18 protein-coding genes are annotated in these 15,503 nt (G+C 69.6%); 7 read left to right on the forward strand and 11 right to left on the reverse strand.

The annotated features are described in order from the left end of the window. Positions 1-3: 3 nt before the first annotated feature. From M4960_RS14655 to M4960_RS14665, 3 genes are read right to left on the reverse strand one after another with little or no spacing between them, the layout of a single operon-like run. On the reverse strand, positions 4-933 hold the full coding sequence (locus M4960_RS14655; RefSeq protein WP_248704626.1) for an Fpg/Nei family DNA glycosylase: 930 nt from the start codon (positions 931-933) through the stop codon (positions 4-6). 9 nt (positions 934-942) lie between these two features. Continuing rightward, positions 943-1,440 (reverse strand): ribose-5-phosphate isomerase, encoded by a 498-nt coding sequence (locus M4960_RS14660; RefSeq protein ID WP_123293994.1) that lies wholly within the window; start codon positions 1,438-1,440, stop codon positions 943-945. Positions 1,441-1,462: 22 nt separating this feature from the next. Further along, positions 1,463-2,071: an XRE family transcriptional regulator gene (locus M4960_RS14665; protein WP_123673322.1), complete on the reverse strand. Its 609-nt coding sequence runs from the start codon at positions 2,069-2,071 to the stop codon at positions 1,463-1,465. Here M4960_RS14665 and M4960_RS14670 point away from each other — a divergent pair. Next, positions 2,070-2,597 (forward strand): GNAT family N-acetyltransferase, encoded by a 528-nt coding sequence (locus tag M4960_RS14670; protein ID WP_134194110.1) that lies wholly within the window; start codon positions 2,070-2,072, stop codon positions 2,595-2,597. The genes M4960_RS14665 and M4960_RS14670 overlap by 2 nt on opposite strands. A 52-nt stretch (positions 2,598-2,649) precedes the next feature. Here M4960_RS14670 and M4960_RS14675 read toward each other — a convergent pair whose 3' ends face one another. Next, the gene (locus M4960_RS14675; RefSeq protein WP_235036050.1) at positions 2,650-3,210 is read right to left on the reverse strand and encodes a disulfide bond formation protein DsbA; all 561 of its coding nucleotides are present in this window, start codon (positions 3,208-3,210) and stop codon (positions 2,650-2,652) included. 227 nt (positions 3,211-3,437) lie between these two features. On the opposite strand from M4960_RS14675, the gene pepN reads away from it, so the two are divergent. The 3 genes from pepN (at position 3,438) to M4960_RS14690 (ending at position 7,652) form a co-directional block, all read left to right on the forward strand. After that, complete coding sequence (gene pepN / locus M4960_RS14680) at positions 3,438-6,017, forward strand: aminopeptidase N (protein ID WP_248704627.1); 2,580 nt, start codon at positions 3,438-3,440, stop codon at positions 6,015-6,017. Positions 6,018-6,093: 76 nt separating this feature from the next. Continuing rightward, positions 6,094-7,161, forward strand: a complete 1,068-nt coding sequence (locus M4960_RS14685; protein WP_133936799.1) for a mechanosensitive ion channel family protein — start codon at positions 6,094-6,096, stop codon at positions 7,159-7,161. Between the two features lie 47 nt (positions 7,162-7,208). After that, the gene (locus M4960_RS14690; RefSeq protein WP_248704659.1) at positions 7,209-7,652 is read left to right on the forward strand and encodes a globin; all 444 of its coding nucleotides are present in this window, start codon (positions 7,209-7,211) and stop codon (positions 7,650-7,652) included. A gap of 180 nt (positions 7,653-7,832) precedes the next feature. On the opposite strand, the gene M4960_RS14695 is transcribed toward M4960_RS14690, so the two are convergent. Next, the gene (locus M4960_RS14695; protein WP_248704628.1) at positions 7,833-8,675 is read right to left on the reverse strand and encodes an NAD-dependent epimerase/dehydratase family protein; all 843 of its coding nucleotides are present in this window, start codon (positions 8,673-8,675) and stop codon (positions 7,833-7,835) included. 37 nt (positions 8,676-8,712) lie between these two features. Beyond that, positions 8,713-9,414, reverse strand: coding sequence for a hypothetical protein (locus M4960_RS14700; protein ID WP_111086787.1), 702 nt, complete (start codon positions 9,412-9,414; stop codon positions 8,713-8,715). Positions 9,415-9,461: 47 nt separating this feature from the next. Here M4960_RS14700 and M4960_RS14705 point away from each other — a divergent pair, with 47 nt between their 5' ends. After that, positions 9,462-10,325 (forward strand): acyl-CoA thioesterase II, encoded by an 864-nt coding sequence (locus M4960_RS14705; protein ID WP_123294002.1) that lies wholly within the window; start codon positions 9,462-9,464, stop codon positions 10,323-10,325. Here M4960_RS14705 and M4960_RS14710 read toward each other — a convergent pair. Both M4960_RS14710 and ettA read right to left on the reverse strand, forming a co-directional pair. Then, positions 10,312-10,767 carry a thioesterase family protein gene (locus M4960_RS14710; protein ID WP_123294003.1) on the reverse strand — a complete coding sequence of 152 codons (456 nt, stop codon included), beginning with the start codon at positions 10,765-10,767 and terminating at the stop codon, positions 10,312-10,314. The two genes, M4960_RS14705 and M4960_RS14710, sit on opposite strands and share 14 nt — an antisense overlap. 32 nt (positions 10,768-10,799) lie before the next feature. Next, on the reverse strand, positions 10,800-12,485 hold the full coding sequence (gene ettA, locus M4960_RS14715; protein ID WP_248704629.1) for an energy-dependent translational throttle protein EttA: 1,686 nt from the start codon (positions 12,483-12,485) through the stop codon (positions 10,800-10,802). 190 nt (positions 12,486-12,675) lie between these two features. On the opposite strand from ettA, the gene M4960_RS14720 reads away from it, so the two are divergent. Then, positions 12,676-13,401 (forward strand): hypothetical protein, encoded by a 726-nt coding sequence (locus tag M4960_RS14720; protein ID WP_248704630.1) that lies wholly within the window; start codon positions 12,676-12,678, stop codon positions 13,399-13,401. A gap of 40 nt (positions 13,402-13,441) precedes the next feature. On the opposite strand, the gene M4960_RS14725 is transcribed toward M4960_RS14720, so the two are convergent. The 3 genes from M4960_RS14725 to msrA all read right to left on the reverse strand — a co-directional run bounded on the left by M4960_RS14725 (position 13,442) and on the right by msrA (position 15,023). Continuing rightward, a complete protein-coding gene (locus tag M4960_RS14725; RefSeq protein ID WP_248704631.1) occupies positions 13,442-14,131 on the reverse strand; it encodes a single-stranded DNA-binding protein in 690 nt (229 codons plus the stop codon). Between the two features lie 123 nt (positions 14,132-14,254). Then, a complete protein-coding gene (locus M4960_RS14730) occupies positions 14,255-14,458 on the reverse strand; it encodes a methyltransferase (protein WP_123294006.1) in 204 nt (67 codons plus the stop codon). A gap of 37 nt (positions 14,459-14,495) precedes the next feature. After that, positions 14,496-15,023 carry a peptide-methionine (S)-S-oxide reductase MsrA gene (gene msrA / locus M4960_RS14735; RefSeq protein ID WP_248704632.1) on the reverse strand — a complete coding sequence of 176 codons (528 nt, stop codon included), beginning with the start codon at positions 15,021-15,023 and terminating at the stop codon, positions 14,496-14,498. 157 nt (positions 15,024-15,180) lie between these two features. Between msrA and M4960_RS14740 the strand changes: the two genes are divergently transcribed. Then, entirely contained in the window at positions 15,181-15,447 is a 267-nt protein-coding gene (locus M4960_RS14740) for a hypothetical protein (RefSeq protein WP_111086795.1), read from the forward strand. The last annotated feature ends 56 nt before the right edge of the window (positions 15,448-15,503 follow it).

The raw sequence follows: 15,503 nt of genomic DNA on the forward strand, positions 1-15,503 counted from the left end.
GCGCTACTTCTGGTCCTTCGGGCACCAGTAGAGCTTCCGGCCGGCCATGTCGGCCATCCGGATCTCGGTGCCGCACACCCGGCAGGGCTCACCCTGGCGGTGGTAGACCCAGTGCCGGTCCTTGCGCGAGCGCTGCGCCTTCTCGTACTCGGCGTCGGACAGGCCGTCCATCGTCATCATCAGGCCGTCGCGGACGCCGTCGTGCAGCAGCTTCGACCAGTCCGCCCACAGCGCCTTCGCCTGCTTGACGGTGATCTTCTTGCCGACCTTGTACGGGTCGATGCGCTGCCGGAACAGCAGCTCGGCCCGGTAGATGTTGCCGATGCCGCTCACCACGGACTGGTCCATGAGCAGCTGGCCGATGGCGACGTTCCGCTTCCGGACGTTGTCCACGAACGTCTTCTCGGCCTCGGGACCGTCGTCGTTCATCGGGTCGGGGCCGAGCTTGTCGAGGGCACGCTGCACCTCGGCCGGGGTCTCCACCACGCAGGCCGTCGGACCGCGCAGGTCGGCGACGGTGTCCTCGGTCAGGATCCGGACGCGCACCTGGCCGACGGGGTCCGGCGGGAAGGACTCGATCGGGTCCTCGACCTTCTCCTGCTCGGCCATCCGGTACCGCGCCAGGCGGGGAGCACCGATGGAGGTGAGCGATTCCTCGCCGTCGTCGTCGGCGGACAGCGCCGTGGCGGTCGACAGGTCGCCGGCGAAGTCCCACGCACCGTAGAGCCCGAGGTGGACCCGCAGGAACAGGTCGCCCTCGAACTCGAGGAACATCTGCTTCGCCACCGCACGGGCGGCGATCATCCGCTTGCCGTCGATCTGGGCGGCCCCGGCGGCGAACCGCCCCTGCGGACTGGACACCTCGCAGCGCTTGCCGACGAAGTGCCGGGTGAACTGGTTGGCGATTCGGTGGACGGAGTGACCCTCGGGCATGGGACCTGTCTACTCGGCCGAGCCGTCGATCTGCTTGCCGGCGATGTGCCCCGTCTGCTCGTACTCGGCCAGCTGCGCGATGCGGCGCGCGTGACGCTCCTCGCCCGAGAACGGCTCGGCGATGAACAGGTCGACGAAGCGGATCGCTTCGTCCTCGGTGTGCTGGCGGGCACCGATCGAGATGACGTTCGCGTCGTTGTGCTGGCGCGCGAGGAGTGCGGTCGACTCGTTCCAGACGAGTGCTGCGCGGACGCCCTCGACCTTGTTCGCAGCGATCTGCTCGCCGTTGCCGGAGCCGCCGAACACGACGCCGAGCGCCTGGACGCCGGCCCGCTGGTCCTGCACCACGGCGTGCGCGGCGTTGATGCAGAACGAGGGGTAGTCGTCGAGCGCGTCGTACTCGGTCGGTCCGTGGTCCACGACCTCGTGCCCGGCTTCGGTCAGGTGCGTTGCGAGGGTCTGGTTGAACTCGAGGCCGGCGTGGTCCGTTCCGAGGTGGATGCGCATGGAACCGATCCTATTCCTGCGACTACTGCCCCCGGACCACCACGACGACGTACCGCGTGGGCCCCTCGCCCGGGTTCCGGTAGACCACGTCGGCGGGGTCACCGAGCTCGATCCGGTCGCCCGCGGCGAGCCGCGTCGGCTCGCCGCCGACGACGAGCTCGAGCACGCCGTCGACCACCCAGATGCAGTGCCGCAGGAACGCGTAGGCGGACGCCGGGTAGGCCACTTCGCGGCCGGCCGGGAGGCGCACCTCGGTGACGTCCGCGGGGAACGCCGCACTCGAGACCGGACGTCGGCGGTACCCGGTGTCGGGATCGGTCCAGGACTCCGCGGTCGCGCCGCGTTGGATGCCACGTGCGTCGTCGGGGTCGGTCGCCCTGGGCACCTCGTGCTCGAGGGCCTCGTCGAGGAGCTGCGAGATCGTCAGGCCGAAGGCGCCGGAGAGCCGGCCGAGGATCGTCGCGGTGGGGCTCGACACCCCGCGCTCGACGCGGTTGATCATCGCGCGGGAGACACCGGACTCCTCGGCGAGCTCGGTGAGGCTCCACTTGCGTTCGGTGCGCAGGCGTTGGAGGCGCTCGCCGAGGGCACGTTCCGCGAGACCCGGCTCGTCGTCTACGATGTGAGACATGACGACAGCATATGCGACGAGCGGGACGGATCCGGTCGTGGTGCGCGATTGCGGACCCGGCGACCTCGACGTCGTGCACGCCCTGCACGTCGACGCCGTGCTGCACTCCACCGCCATCTGGCAGGAGACCCCGCACCCCCGCGCCTACTTCGACGGCTGGCTGGCCGAGCGGCAGGGCGACGGGTACCCGGTGCTCGTCGCCGAGGTCGGCGGCACCGTGGCCGGGTACGCCACGTACTCGCAGTGGCGGCCGCACCACGGGTACCGGCTGACCGTCGAGCACAGCGTCTACGTGGTCGAGTCGTTCCGCGGTCGGGGCATCGCCTCGACCCTGATGCGGTCGCTCGTCGAGCGGGCGACCGCCGAGGGCCGGCACGTCATGATGGCCGGGATCTGCAGCACGAACACCGGGTCGATCGCGCTGCACGAGAAGCTCGGGTTCAGCACGGTCGCGGTCGTGCCCGAGGTCGGACGCAAGTTCGACCGCTGGCTGGACCTGACGCTCATGCGCCTGCCGCTCGCCTGACGCGAGCCGAGGGGCGGGAGCGAGCCGCGCCTCCCGTCCGCTTGCCGGAGCGTCAGGCGGTGGTGTCGAAGACCGGGCCGACGGTGCGCGAGCGCTTGAGCTCGAAGAAGCCGGGGTACTTGGCCACGGCGACGACGCCGTCCCACAGGTCGAGCGCTTCCTGGCCCTTGGGTGCCGGGGAGATGACCGGGCCGAAGAACGCGGTGCCGGCGACGGCGATGACGGGCGTGCCGACGTCCTGTCCGACGCGGTCGATGCCGTCCTGGTGGCTGACACGCACGGCGGCGTCGACCTCGTCCGTCCAGGCGTACTCGAGCAGGTCGGCGTCGAGGCCGAGCTCCGCGAGCACGGCGGGGACCACCTGGTCGGGGTCCTGCTCCTGGCGGTGGTGGATGTGCTCACCGAGGGCGTCGTAGAGCGGCTTCACGATGTCCTGGCCGAGCCGGAGCCGCGCCGCCGTGACGATGCGCGGGTAGAGCTGCCCCTTGTGGATCCGCTCGCGGTACTCGTCGGGGATGTCCTGGTCCTCGTTCAAGACGAACAGGCTCATCACCTTCCACGTGACGTCGAGGTCGCGGTGCTCGGCGACCTCGCCCACCCAGCGGCTCGTCATCCAGGCCCAGGGGCAGTTCGGGTCGAACCAGAACTCCACGGTGGTGCGTTCGGTCGTGTGTTCCTTCGTGTGTTCCGTCGTCTTGTCCACAGTCGTCTCGCTCACGCTCCGAGCGTACGCGGCGTCGCTAGGCTGGGGATGACCGTCCCGCCGGTGCACGACGCCGTGCCGGGACTCCCCCTCGCGGACCACGATCGTCCGCGTCCTCAGCGAAGATGGAGCGTTGCGTGCCCGGAGAGAACCTCACCAGAACCGAAGCCCAGGAACGTGCCGGCATCGTCAGCGTGCAGACGTACGACGTCGAGCTCGACCTGACCCGCGGCGCCGAGACGTTCGGCAGCACCACCCGCGTGCGCTTCACCGCGACCGCCGGTGCGTCCACGTTCATCGACGCGATCACGAAGACCGTGCACTCCGTCACCCTGAACGGCACGGCGCTCGACGTCGCCGCGGTGAACGACGGCGTCCGCATCCAGCTCGACGACCTGCAGGAGCAGAACGAGCTCGTGGTCGTCAGCGACGCGCTGTACACGAACACCGGCGAGGGCCTGCACCGCTTCGTCGACCCCGTGGACGACGAGGTGTACCTGTACTCCCAGTTCGAGGTCCCCGACTCGCGCCGCATGTTCGCGGTGTTCGAGCAGCCCGACCTCAAGGCACAGTTCTCCTTCACCGTGACGGCGCCGTCACGGTGGCAGGTCGTGTCGAACTCCCCGACGCCCGAGCCCCACGTCGACGGTGAGAACGCGACCTGGGCCTTCCCGCCCACCGCGACCATCTCGAGCTACATCACCGCGCTCATCGCCGGCCCGTACGAGGTCGTCCGCGACGAACTCACGAGCAGCGACGGCCGCACCATCCCGCTCGGCGTCTTCGCGCGCAAGTCGCTGGCCGAGTACCTCGACCCCGAGTACGTGTTCGAGACCACGAAGAAGGGCTTCGCCTACTACGAGGAGAAGTTCGACGTCCCGTACCCGTTCGAGAAGTACGACCAGCTCTTCGTGCCGGAGTTCAACGCCGGCGCGATGGAGAACGCGGGCGCGGTCACGTTCACCGAGACCTACGTCTTCCGCTCGAAGGTGACCGACGCCATCAAGGAGCGCCGGGTCGTCACGATCCTGCACGAGCTCGCCCACATGTGGTTCGGCGACCTCGTCACCATGAAGTGGTGGAACGACCTGTGGCTGAACGAGTCGTTCGCCGAGTGGGCCTCCACGATCGCCACCGCCGAGGCCACCGAGTGGACCGAGGCCTGGACCACGTTCCAGGCGATGGAGAAGTCCTGGGCCTACCGCCAGGACCAGCTCCCCTCGACCCACCCGATCGTCGCGACGATCAACGACCTCGAGGACGTCCAGGTCAACTTCGACGGCATCACGTACGCCAAGGGCGGTTCCGTCCTGAAGCAGCTCGTGGCGTGGGTCGGCATCGACGCGTTCTTCGCCGGTGTGTCGGCCTACTTCAAGAAGCACCACCACTCGAACACCGAGCTGCGTGACCTGCTCGTCGAGCTCGAGGCCACCAGCGGCCGTGACCTGTCCGAGTGGTCGAAGCTCTGGCTCGAGACCGCGGGCGTCAACACGCTCCGCCCGGAGATCGAGGTCGACGCGTCCGGCGCGATCACCTCGTTCTCCGTCCTGCAGGAAGCGCCGGCCGACTACCCGACGCTCCGCCCGCACCGTCTGGCCATCGGCGTCTACTCCTTCGGGACGGACGACTCCGCGCCGTTCGGTGCCGACACCGCGTCGTCCGGCGGCAAGCTCGAGCGCGTGCACCGCGTCGAGATCGACGTCGACGGCGCACGCACCGAGGTCCCCGAGCTCGTCGGCGTGCAGCGCGGCGACCTCGTGCTCCTCAACGACGACGACCTGGCCTACGCCAAGATCCGTCTCGACGAGCAGTCCCGCACGACGGCGATCGAGCACCTCGCGGCCATCGCGAACCCGCTCGCCCGCTCCATCGTGTGGGGCGCGATGTGGGACGCCACGCGCGACGCCGAGTCGCCCGCCAGCGACTACGTCCGGCTCGCGCTCGGCAACATCGCGACCGAGTCCGAGTCGACGACCATCCGCACGACCCTGTCGCAGCTGCTCCTGACGACGCGCAACTACGTCGCGCCGTCGAAGGTCGACGCCACGGTCCGCACGGTGGGCGAGACGCTCTGGCAGCTCGCGGCCTCGGCCGAGGCCGGGTCGGACGCCCAGTTCCAGTTCGTGAAGTTCTTCGCACAGATCGCGTCGACGCCCGAGCACGTCGCCACCCTGCAGGGGCTGCGCGACGGTTCGGTCACGCTGAACGGGCTCGAGATCGACACCGACCTGCGCTGGGAGCTGCTCGAGGGCCTCGTGCTCGCCGGTGCCGCCTCCGATGCCGAGGTCGACGCCGAACTCGCGGCCGACAAGACCGCGTCGGGTGAGCAGGCCGCGGCCCGCGCCCGTGCGACGATCCCGACCGCCGAGGGCAAGCTGGCCGCCTTCGCGTCGCTCGTCGACTCGTCCGAGCTGCCGAACGCGATCGTGCGCCAGACCACGGTCGGGTTCCAGCACGTGAACAGCCCCGTCGTGCTCGAAGGCCTCGTGCCGAAGTACTTCGAGGTGCTCACCCGCATCTGGGCCGAGCGCAGCTACCACATGGCCGACACCATCGTCTCGGGCCTCTACCCGGCGCCGCTCGCGTCGGCCGAGCTCCGCGACGCCGCCCACGCGTGGCTCGAGGCGCACCCGGAGACCCCGGCGCTGCGTCGCATCGTGTCCGAGAGCGTCGCGGGCACGGAGCGTGCGCTCCGGGTGCAGGCTGCCGACGCCTGAGCTCGAGTGACTGATCGGCGGGGTCTTGGCGTTCCTCATGGAACGCCGAGGCCCCGCCCTTTAGCATCGACCGGATATGACCTTGGCTGCAGAGACCTCCGACGTCCCGAAGTGGGCATCCAACGCGTTCACCCAGTTCGTCGACGCCTGGCACATCCCGATCACGATCGTGATCACGATCATCGCGGCGATCATCCTGCGCGTGATCCTCCGCCGGATGATCAAGCAGATCGTCGACCGTGTCGTGAACGGCGTGAAGAAGCGTCAGGGCGCCGAGGACACGCAGGCACTCATCGCGTCGCCGGTCCAGACCGCGCGCGTGGTGCAGCGGACCCGCACCCTGGGCAGCGTGCTCGAGAACCTCGCGACGGTCATCGTCGTGGTGGTGGCCCTTGCGATCATCATCCCCGTGGCGATCCCGGACGCCGCCGTCGGCATCGTCGGTGGCGCGTCGCTCGTCGCCGCGGGCCTCGCCGTCGGCGCACAGTCGATCGTGAAGGACCTGCTGTCCGGCATCTTCATGATCCTCGAGGACCAGGCCGGCGTCGGCGACGTCGTCGACACCGGGCAGGCCACGGGCGTCGTCGAGAACGTCGGACTCCGTGTCATGCAGGTGCGCGACGTCAACGGGATCCTGTGGTTCGTGCCGAACGGGCAGATCCTGCGCGTCGGCAACCTGTCCCAGGGCTGGTCGCGCGTCCTCGTCGACATCACCGTCCCCTACGACACCGACATCGACGCCGTGCAGGACGCCCTGCTCGCGGCCGCCGTCACCATGTCGCAGGAGCCCCGCTGGCGCCAGCGCATCGTCGAGAAGCCCGAGATCTGGGGGCTGCAGTCGGTCTCCCCCGACGGCATGGTGTTCCGCCTCGTCGTGAAGACCCGCGCCTCCGAACTCGACGTCGTCGGCCGCGAACTCCGCGCCCGCCTGAAGCACGCCGTCGACGAGCTCGGCATCACCCTGCCGGCGATGGCGATGATCATGCCCGAGGGCTGGGAGAACGCGACCTCGATCAACGGCCTGCGGTCCGTGCAGACGCGGCCCACCCCGGCACCGACCAAGCCGCGACGCACCAAGCGCAACGTGCTCGGGCAGCCCATCCGCACCGACGACCACCACGACGGTGGGAAGGACTCCCAGTGACCGATCCCACACCTCCGAGCAGTGGCCCCGGCGGGGCTGGTCTCGGCATGCCCGGCGTGCCGGGTGTTCCGGCGCAGCCCATCACGCTTCGGGTCGGCGAGCACGGCGCCTCGGCCACCGGCTCGCTCTTCGACCGCGTCGGTGGCACCCCGACCTTCGACCGGCTCGTGCGCCGCTTCTACGAGGGCGTGCAGCAGGACGACGTCATCTGGCCGATGTACCCGGCCGACGACCTCGAGGGCGCGATCTGGCGCCTGTCGGCCTTCCTGCAGCAGTACTGGGGCGGGCCGGGCACCTACAGCGAGGAACGCGGACACCCCCGGCTCCGGATGCGGCACAACCCGTTCCGCATCACGTCCGAAGCCCGCGAGCGTTGGCTGCACCACATGCGCGAGGCCGTCGAGTCCCTGCAGCTCGCACCCCTCGACGAGGCCGAGCTCTGGGCGTACCTCGACCGCGCCGCGCACGCCATGACGAACACCTTCGACTGACGCCTGCCCTTCACCCGCCCAGGTTCCGACTGCCGCCCAGGTTCCTCCTGCCGCCCAGGTTCCGAAATCTGCACATCTCGCCGGCGCCTCGTCCCATTCGCGGAACCTCGGCGAACGGCGCGCGGCATGTTGTGGAACCTCGGCGGCGCTGACGCCGTCGTCGAGGGCCGTTCGTCGTCCTCAGCGCGCGTACGAGCCGGTGGCGAGGTCCTGGACCAAGGACGGGTGCGTCGGGTTCCAGCCGAAGGCGGAGCGGGCGTGGGCTCCGGACGCCTCCTGGTGCAGGAGCAGCGCGTCGGCGAAGGCCCCGCCGAGTCGCTCGCGCGAAGCATCGACGCTCTCGGCGACGACCGGTGCGCCGTGCGCTCCCGCTTCGGCGAGTTCGCGCACCGTCGGGTTGTCCCCGGTCGCGGCGACGATGTACCCGTCCTGCTCGGCACGCTCCAGCGCGAGGACGTAGAACTCGCCGAGGTCGTCGACGTGCACCGTGGTCCAGCGCTGCGAGCCGTCACCGACCAGCGTGACCGGCTGGGTGCCGTCGCTGACGAACATCGCGGGGATGCCGGCACCTCGCCCGTACACGATGCCCGGGGCGACGATCGTGGTCCGCACGTCACTCGCCCGCACGGCAGCCTCGTTCGCCGTGCGCCACGACGTCGCCTCGGGCGGATCGATCGGCGACTGCTCGGAGATGTCCGTCGAGTCGCCGAAGGTGAAGATGCCGCCGGTGTGCACGAACGGCTTCGGTGTGCCGGCGGACGCGCGCAGGACCGTCGCGGTGAAGTCCGGGTCGACGTCGGGCGCGGACGCCGTGTGGACGACGCCGTCGGTCTCGTGCACCAGTCGTTCGACGACCTCGGTGTCGGTGACGTCCCCGACGAGAGCGTGCCCACCGGCGTCACGCACGTGCTGCGCCTTCTCGTCGGAGCGGACGATGGCGGTCACCTCGTGCCCGTGGGCGACGAGGGCGCGGAGGACAGAGGAACCGATGTACCCGGACGCACCGGTGAGCAAGACGTGCATGCGGCCAGCCAACCACCTGGCCAGGACGTGACGTTCGCTACAGGTTCAGTGTCCAGGCGCGGCGTTTGACGAGCACGTGCCCGCGCGACGTCGTCAGACGGCTCCACGGACCCGTCTCGAACAGGCGGACCGGGTCGTGCCCGAGGAAGCCGAGGCTCTCCCCCGCGAAGCCTGCACCAGCGGGCAGGTGCTCGATGCCCGGCACCGGACGGCCCCAGACCTCTGATCGCACCTTGCGGATGATCGCCTCACCCGCGTTGGTCGGGACGGCGTCGGCGACCTCGGCGATGCCGTCACGGGTGGCGCGGCGCAGCAGCTCCGGCGAGACGTCGGGCAGCGGCACCCATCCGCCACGGGGCGGGGAGATCGCCGCCCACGTCACGGTGTGGACCTCGTGCGGGAGCTCGACCTCGATCGGGGTGGCCCGCGTCGGGTCGGCGCCGTCGGCGTGCTCGGCGTCCTGTGCCTCGGCGAGGAGCCGGAGCCGCTCGAGCAGGGACTGCAGCGGCACCACGGCGTCGATCGTCGCGGGCTCAGTGAGCGAGAACGTGCGGAGGCCGAGCACCGTCGGCAGCTCGTCGAGGAGTCCGAGGGGGTACAGGATCGCCGTGTAGACCGCGAGGACACCGGAGTCGGCGATGAACCGGACCGAACCGTCCTCGATCCGAGCGGCACGTCCGAGGTACGTGCGGAGGTCCCCGAGGGAGGCGGCGTCGGGAAGCGTGAACGAGGTGCCCATGTCGAACCGATCCTACCGGCGCACCCTGTGTTCGTAGACTGCACCACGTGAACGGCGAACCCGACTTCCTGCGGACCCTCCGACTCGAGGACACCGGTGCGAGCACGGGTGAGACGATCCTCACCGGCGCGAACCACTGGTCCCCCGGCGGGCGGGTGTTCGGCGGCCAGGTGCTCGCCCAGTGCATCGTCGCTGCGCAGGCCACCATCGAGGGGCGTGACATCCACTCGATGCACGGGTACTTCCTGCGCCCCGGCGACATCGACGTGCCGATCACCTTCGGCGTCGAACGCATCCACGACGGTCGGTCCTTCGCGACGCGGCGCGTGCAGGCCTACCAGCGGGGCGTGCCGATCTTCTCGATGATCGCGTCGTTCCAGGTGCCGGACACCGGGGTCGAACACCAGGACCCGTACCCGGTGGACACGCCGTCACCGGAGTCGCTGCCGTCCGCCGCGTCGATCCTGTCCACCATCGACCACCCCGTCGCCAAGGCCTGGGCCGAGCGCTCGATCGACCTGCGGCACGTCGAGGGACCGGTGTTCGTCGACGTGCAGGGCGAGCACGTGCCGCACCAGGCGGTCTGGTTCCGTGTGCAGGGCGACCTGCCGGACGACCCGGCGCTGCACCGTGCGGTCCTCGGGTACGCCAGCGACCTGTCGATCCTCGAACCGATCATGCGGCGGCACGGCGTCGCCTGGGGCACGCCCGGCGTGAAGAGCGCCAGCCTCGACCACGCGATGTGGTGGCACCGCGACGGTCGGGCCGACGAGTGGATCCTGTACACGCAGGAGTCCCCCAGCGCGCAGGGCGGCCGGGGGCTCGCGTTCGGCCGGATGTTCTCCCGCGACGGACGCCTGCTGGCGACCGTGGCGCAGGAGGGCATGATGCGGGTCCCTACGGGCGGCTGAACTCCACCGGGGCCTCGAGGTACTGCTCGCACGCCGCACGCTCGGCCGCGGTCAGCCGCCGAGGACGGTTCGTGGCGGCGTCCACCATGACGAGCGCGGTCGTCGCCCGGGTGTAGAGCTCGGCCGGCTGCTGCCCGACCGGCGACCAGACCTCGTACGACACGTCGACGCTCGCCCCACCGAGCCGCCCGATCCACATCTGGATGTCGAGCGGCTGGCGCAGGTACGGGATCGACGCGAGGTACTCGAGGCGCTGTCCGGCGATCACCGTCATCGTGCCGGAGCCCGGCCGACCGTCGATGATCGGCTCGGGCAGGCTGCCGTCCGCCGACAGCTCGCCCTCGTCCGGACCCCAGAACCCCACGATGCGCGCCTCTTCGAGCAGGCGCAGCATCGCGGAGTTGTTGACGTGGCCGTAGGCGTCGATGTCGCTCCACCGCATGCGGATGGGAGCGTGCAGTCTCGCCACGCGGGTCAGTCGCGGGTGAGCTTGCGGTACGTCGCGCGCCCGGGCTTCGCGGCATCGGCACCGAGGCGCTCGATCTTGTTCTCCTCGTACGCCTCGAAGTTGCCCTCGAACCAGTACCAGTTCGGCGTGCCGTCCTCGTTGAGGCCTTCCCACGCCAGGATGTGGGTCGCGATGCGATCGAGGAACCACCGGTCGTGGGTGATGACCACGGCGCAACCGGGGTACTCGAGCAGGGCGTTCTCGAGGCTGCCGAGGGTCTCGACGTCCAGGTCGTTCGTCGGCTCGTCGAGGAGCAGCAGGTTGCCGCCCTGCTTGAGCGTCAGCGCGAGGTTCAGACGGTTGCGCTCACCACCGGACAGGATGCCGGCACGCTTCTGCTGGTCCGGGCCCTTGAACCCGAACTGCGAGACGTAGGCGCGGGACGGGATCTCGGTCTTGCCGACCTGGATGTAGTCGAGCCCGTCGGACACGACCTCCCACAGGTTCTTGTTCGGGTCGATGCCGCCACGGCTCTGGTCGACGTACGAGATGTCGACGGTGTCGCCGATCTTCAGCGTGCCGCCGTCGAGAGGCTCGAGCCCGACGATCGTCTTGAACAGCGTCGTCTTGCCGACACCGTTCGGGCCGATGACGCCGACGATGCCGTTGCGGGGCAGCGTGAACGACAGGTCACCGATGATGACGCGCTCACCGAACTGCTTGTGCAGCTTCTCGGCGTCGATGACCTGCGAGCCCAGACGAGGACCCACGGGGATCACGATCTCCTCGAAGTCGAGCTTGCGGGTGCGCTCGGCCTCGGTGACCATCTCTTCGTACCGGGCGAGACGGGCCTTCGACTTCGCCTGACGACCCTTGGTGTTGCTGCGGACCCAGTCGAGCTCGGAGGACAGGCGCTTCGCGAGCTTCGCGTCCTTCTTGCCCTGCACCTCGAGGCGCGCACGCTTCTTCTCGAGGTACGTCGAGTAGTTGCCCTCGTACGGGTAGAGGCGACCACGGTCGACCTCGGCGATCCACTGGGCGACGTGGTCCAGGAAGTACCGGTCGTGGGTCACGGCCAGGACGGCACCGTGGTACTGCTGCAGGTGCTGCTCGAGCCACTGCACGCTCTCGGCGTCCAGGTGGTTGGTGGGCTCGTCGAGCAGGAGCAGGTCGGGCTTCTGGAGCAGGAGCTTGCAGAGCGCGACGCGACGCTTCTCACCGCCGGACAGGTGCGTGACGAGCTCGTCCCCCGGGGGGCACTGGAGCGCGGCCATGGCCTGCTCGAGCTGCGAGTCGAGGTCCCACGCGTCGGCGGCGTCGATCTCTTCCTGCAGCGTGCCCATCTCGGCGAGGAGCGCGTCGAAGTCGGCGTCGGGCTCGGCCATCAGCGCGGAGATCTCGTTGAAGCGGGCGAGCTTCGCATGGATCTCGCCGACGCCTTCCTGGACGTTCTCGAGGACGGTCTTCGTCTCGTCGAGCTCCGGCTCCTGCATGAGGATGCCGACGGAGAAGCCCGGCGTGAGCTTCGCCTCACCGTTCGACGGCTGGTCGAGACCGGCCATGATCTTCAGGATCGTCGACTTGCCCGCACCGTTCGGTCCCACGACGCCGATCTTGGCGCCGGGGAGGAACGACATCGTGACGTCGTCGAGGATCAGCTTGTCGCCGACCGCCTTGCGGGCGCGGACCATCTGGTAGATGTACTCAGCCATATCGGCCCCAAGTGTAGTGACCCCGTCGGTGCGTCGCGCGCCCGGAACGGGATCGCCGCTTCGCGCACCCGGCGGGACGGGGGTCTGTCGGGATCCCTGGCGACGACGTAGGTTGTCCTCGCCAACCACCTCGGGGACCGTCGCTCACCACGACGCGGACCGATCCAGGATCACGGACGGGATGACAACCATGACCAGGCACGCCACACGACTGCGCCGACTCGCGCTCCCCTTCGTCGGAGCGATCGCGCTCACCGTCGCCCTCGTCGCACCGGCCGCGCCGGCATCGGCCGCCGGTGCCGTCCCGAAGGGCGACCCGTACCTGCTCTACACGGCGAGCATCAGCGCCAACGGATCCGGCACGGGCTACTCGTCGTACATCAACGTCCACGACGCCCACAACAACGCCTACTCCTTCGGCATCCAGTCGGACAAGGGGTCCCCCGAGAGCAAGGGCACGCCGCGCTACATCTGGGAGCGCGTGCAGAACGGCAAGTTCACCTACGGCTACCTCGGTCCGGCGACGAACAAGCTCACGCCGATCGGGATGCGCTGGTACAAGAACGACGTCGCGACGATGATCGTGAACCACAAGACGATCGGAACCCTCAAGCTCAACCTGGACGGCCGGCTGTTCTTCAACGCCGAGGCGAACGCCCGACTCAACGGCGACGTCGTGCACTCCACCGTGCAGAACACGCGCATCACCGTCGGCGACCGGAAGGGCCAGACCGGCCTGAACGGCACGTGGAACACGAGCTTCTCGTTCCGCGGGCTGAAGGCGACGCAGACGAACAAGCCGCGGATCCAGGGCGCGACCTTCAAGATCGACGGCCGGGTCGCCGGGCTGCCGCGCGGTGGGAACTGGGACACCGAGCAGGTGTCCGGCATCGCGATGATCGCGCAGAAGTGGTGACCGTCCGGCGCGTCTGACCCGGTTCACGCGGCGGCCCGGTTCACGCGGCGACCCGGGCGAGGGGTCCGTCGTCGTCCGGCGACTCGGGGTCGAACGCGGCACCGTCCTGTTCGAGCATGCGCTCCGACGGCCCGACCGGGTCGGCTTCGTCGAGTCCGTCGTCGATCCCGGCCCCGGTCCCGTGGTCGGTCCCGGGTGCGTCCTCGTCCTCGCGGTGGGCCCCGGCACCAGCCTCGGCATCGTGCTCGGTGTCGTGCTCGTGCCGCGGACCGTCGAGCGCAGGAGCGGCGCCCAGCCCGCCGCCGTGCACCTCGCCGGTCCGGGGATCGACGCCCCGCACCCCGCCGTGCCCCGACGTCGTGTCGTTCACCTGCCGCGGCACCCGGACCCAGTTGCTGATGCCCCACGCCAGGTCGTGCCCGATGCCGTCGGCGTCGATCTCGACCGACGTACCGCCCCGGCCGTCGCGCTCCCAGGTGCGGATCCGGACGCGGCCGGAGACGACGATACGGTCGCCCTTCTTCAGGGACTTGAACACGTTCGACGCGAGGGAGCGGAACGCGGTGACGGTGTACCAGTTGGTCGCACCGTTGACCCAGGCCGCGCTGGCCCGGTCCCATCGACGTGACGGTGAGGCGAGCCGGAGGCTCGTGATGGCGATGCCGGTCTCGGTGACGAGGTGACGGGGTTCCGTGGCGACGATTCCGCAGACGGTGATGATGTCGTTCATGCGTCGATCGTCATCGAGCCCGGGGCTGCGGAAGCAGCCCCGGGCTCGATCTGTGGCGAGTGGACCCGATCAGGCGACCTGTGGAGGACGAGTCCCCCGGGCCTCCTGTCCGGCCTTGGACCGCTAGTGCGCTCGGAACTCGGGCCGCGCCGCGAGCGGGCCGAGCGCAGCGTGGACCGCGCCCTTCGCCGACTCGAGCGACGGGTAGAGCCCGCCGGCGCGCCCTCGTCCGTAGAGCTCGACCTGGAAACCGTCCGCGGCACGGTGGATGCTGCCCACCGCACCCGCCGGACCGATCGCGACCCAGGTCCCGGTGTTGTTCGTCATCGTTCGACCACCTCCTTGTGGCCCCGACGCCCGAGGATCAGGACGCCAGGATGTACTGACTGTAGGCCTTGCGGACCTTGTTCACCTTCGGCAGTGCCACTGCGAGGCAGTAGCCCTGACCGGGGTTCTTCGCGAAGAAGTCCTGGTGGTACTCCTCCGCCGCGTAGAACGTCGTGAGCGGCTCGATCGTGGTGACGATCCCGCCGTCCCAGATGTCGGATGCACGCTGGATCGCCTGCTCGAAGAGCGCGCGCTGCGCGTCGTCCACCGGGAACATCGCCGAGCGGTACTGCGTGCCGACGTCAGCGCCCTGCCGGTTCAGCTGCCGCGGGTCGTGCAGCGTGAAGTAGACGTCGAGGATGACCTCGGCCGGGATCACCGTCTCGTCGAAAGTGACCGCGACGGCCTCGGCGTGACCGGTCGAGCCCGTGCACACCAACTCGTACGACGGGTTCTCCACCCGACCGCCGATGTAGCCGGACTCCACGTCCTGCACGCCCTGGAGCGTGCGGTACACGGCATCGAGACACCAGAAACACCCACCTGCGAGCACGAACGTGGTCATGGTCACAACCTACCCCGCCGACATCCGGGCTGGGCCGGAAGGGGACATCCCCTCCACAGCACGCACCGCCCGTCCCGCCGTCCACGATGCGTCGGCAGAGCCCCGGCGTGTCGGTGGTGGCCCGTAGCGTCGAGACCACACCGACCAGGAGGCCACGATGCAGACCACGACCGAACCCGCACTGCGGATCCGCACCGTTCCGCTCTCCCGGTCGCGCGGCGACTACCGCATCCTCGATGTCCGCGACGACCTGAGCCGCGTGACCCGCGCCAACGGCGAGATCGTCGGCTACGTCGACCGCATCGACGTCGCCGGCGACACCGCCTACCGCGCCCGTCGCTACGTCGCCACCGAGCGTCGGTTCGTCGAGCTGCCGAACGTGTGGTCCGCCGACGACGCCGTGGACTGCCTCCGTTGGTCATGATGTTCCAGATTGGAATCATCTCGGGTCGGATGCGCGGAACGCCGTTCGTCCTCCCC

Source organism: Curtobacterium sp. MWU13-2055, from assembly GCF_023242305.1.
In the GTDB taxonomy this organism is placed as follows: Bacteria; Actinomycetota; Actinomycetes; order Actinomycetales; family Microbacteriaceae; genus Curtobacterium.